This is a genomic window from Neobacillus paridis (assembly GCF_016765675.1).
In the GTDB taxonomy this organism is placed as follows: Bacteria; Bacillota; Bacilli; order Bacillales; family Cytobacillaceae; genus Neobacillus; species Neobacillus paridis.
On record NZ_JAESWB010000375.1, the window covers coordinates 1 to 393 of the forward strand.

1 pseudogene is annotated in these 393 nt (G+C 66.9%); it reads right to left on the bottom strand.

The window, feature by feature from the left end:
- Window positions 1-393 (bottom strand): annotated as a pseudogene (locus JK635_RS29255) (hypothetical protein); the annotation flags it as partial.

Genomic DNA, 393 nt, shown 5'->3' on the forward strand with positions numbered 1-393 from the left:
GAGGACCAGGCGATCAGGGTGCCGCCGCCGGTCCACACCGCGCCCATCTGTCCCACCGCGGCCAGCGTGGCGGGATTGAGGCCGACCACCGGGCCCAGTGCGCCGGACAGCGCGCCCGTCAGCGGCAAACCGGAGAACCCGGAACCATCGATACCGGTGATCATGCCCACCAGCAGCACGCCGAAGGCGACGAAAATGCGGCTGTCGGGAATGAAGTCCTTGCCGGCCTGTACCAGTTCGAACAGCAGGCTGGGCGCCTTGTCGGCCGCTATGCCCAGCACCTGGGCCGCAGTTTCGCTGGCGCCGAGGAAGAAGAAGCCTGCGATCGGCAGCACCGAGCCCATGGCCTTGAAGGCAAACACCAGGCCGTCAGTCACATGATCAGGGCAGACA